This window comes from Salipiger sp. HF18 (assembly GCF_011806505.1).
GTDB classification, from domain to species: Bacteria; Pseudomonadota; Alphaproteobacteria; order Rhodobacterales; family Rhodobacteraceae; genus Salipiger; species Salipiger thiooxidans.
Genome location: NZ_JAATOS010000690.1, coordinates 1 through 1,716, shown reverse-complemented (window position 1 = coordinate 1,716; position 1,716 = coordinate 1). Strand labels below are relative to the sequence as shown.

At 68.3% G+C, this 1,716-nt stretch carries 3 protein-coding genes; all 3 read right to left on the bottom strand.

What is annotated here, in order from left to right:
- Positions 1-303: gamma-glutamylcyclotransferase family protein (locus tag HC022_RS25935; RefSeq protein WP_167454301.1), on the bottom strand; the 303-nt coding region annotated here is incomplete at its 3' end.
- 9 nt (positions 304-312) lie between these two features.
- Positions 313-753 carry a TrgA family protein gene (locus tag HC022_RS25930; RefSeq protein WP_167454300.1) on the bottom strand — a complete coding sequence of 147 codons (441 nt, stop codon included), beginning with the start codon at positions 751-753 and terminating at the stop codon, positions 313-315.
- 147 nt (positions 754-900) lie between these two features.
- The coding region (locus HC022_RS25925) for a deoxyribodipyrimidine photo-lyase (RefSeq protein WP_303049105.1) at positions 901-1,716 on the bottom strand (816 nt) is incomplete at its 5' end.

The window sequence follows — 1,716 nt, the reverse complement described above, 5'->3', positions numbered from 1 at the left end:
CACGGTGACGGTCAGGCGCTCATGGCTGGCGGTCAGCACCTCGGCCTGCTGCATCTCGGAGCCTAGCCCGGACAGGTAGAAGGCCAGCCGCTCGACATCTGCGGGGCCCGCGTCGGGGATCAGCCAGCCCTCGGCGGCCGCCCCCGCGCTCTGGCAGAGCGCCGCGTTGGGCAGGCCCTTGCCCTGCACGAGGTAGACGGCCAGATCCGGCAGGCGCGCGGTTTCGGCCTCGACGGGCCGGTCCAGCACGCGCTCCAGCAGGGGACGGTGGCAGAGCGTCCCGAATACGAAAAGATTGGTCACATTGCGCTCCTAGCGCCAGTTCCGGGCCGCGACTTCCGTCAGGAACCCCGTCACGACGGCCCCCACGACCGCCAGCAGGATGAACCCGGGATCCAGCAGCAGGGCACCGTAGTCCACCATGATCTCGAACACCGCCGCGGCGGCTTCCATGGCGCCGTGATAGCGGTGCCGCAGCGACAAGTGAACCATCTCGTTCAAGGACTGCACGAAGAGCCCCCAGAAGATCAGCGCGGCAGTGCCGGTGATGCCGTGAGAAATGGCAGCGGACATGCCGCGCCCGGCGCGCGGACCGACGATCAGCCAGCCGCAGAGAAAGCCGAGGCCCGCGTTGACGTAGTCGAGGATGCCGAAATTGAGGATATCGGGAAGCAGGCGGTGGACGTATTGCGATCCGATGTATCCCAGCGCCGCCATGCAGAGCGCAGCAATCAGGCGGGCGGCGGTGAACATCTGCGCGGGGACCTCGGACGCGGCGTCTTGCTTCTGGCCGTCGAGTAAACGCCGGATGCCCGGGCCGGGCAAGGTTTCCGCGCCCCTGCCCCGGTTGCACGCCCGGGCCTGTGACGTTTGCGAGACAACCCGGCCGTGCGGCGGTTGTCAGAAGTCGCGATCCTCGTAGGCGGCGAGCGCGGCCTTGCGGCCGTCCTCGGCGCTGACCACCGGCTCGGGATATGGATCGTCGGGGTTCATCGCCCAGCTTTCGGGGATGGCGTCGAAATAGCTGAGCGCGGTGTCGGTGGGCGTGCCTTCCCCCTCGGCGATCCAACGGCGGATGTACGCGCGGTCGGGGTCGAATTTCTCGCGCTGGGTGATCGGGTTGAACACCCGGAAATAGGGGGCCGCGTCCGGCCCGCTGCCGGCGGTCCATTGCCAGCCGAGCGCATTCGAGGCCGGGTCCCAGTCGGTCAGGCAATCCTCGAACCAGACGAGCCCGATCTTCCAGTGGCACATCAGGTGCTTGGTGAGGTAGCTCGCGACGATCATCCGGGCGCGGTTGTGCATCCGCCCGGTGACGTACATCTCGCGCAGCGCCGCATCGACGAAGGGAATGCCGGTGCGCGCCCGCTTCCAGGCGATCACCTCCCTGCGGCGCTCGTCCTCGTTCCACGGAAAGGCCTTCCATTCCTCGCGCCAGTTGTCCTCGAGCAGGTGCGGGGTGTGCCACATCAGGTGATAGGCGAACTCGCGCCAGACCAGCTCCTTGGCCCAGGTCTCGGCGCCGGCCTTGCCCGCGTCCCGCGCCCGCATCGCGGCGTGCCAGCATTGCGCCGGGCTGATCTCGCCGAGGCTGAGGTTCTCGGAGAGGCCCGAACAGCCGTCTTCAGCCACGAGGTTGCGGCCATCCTTGTAGCCGTCGACACCGTTCGCCATGAAGGCGCCGAGCCGCGCCTGCGCGGTCTCTTCGCCGAGCCG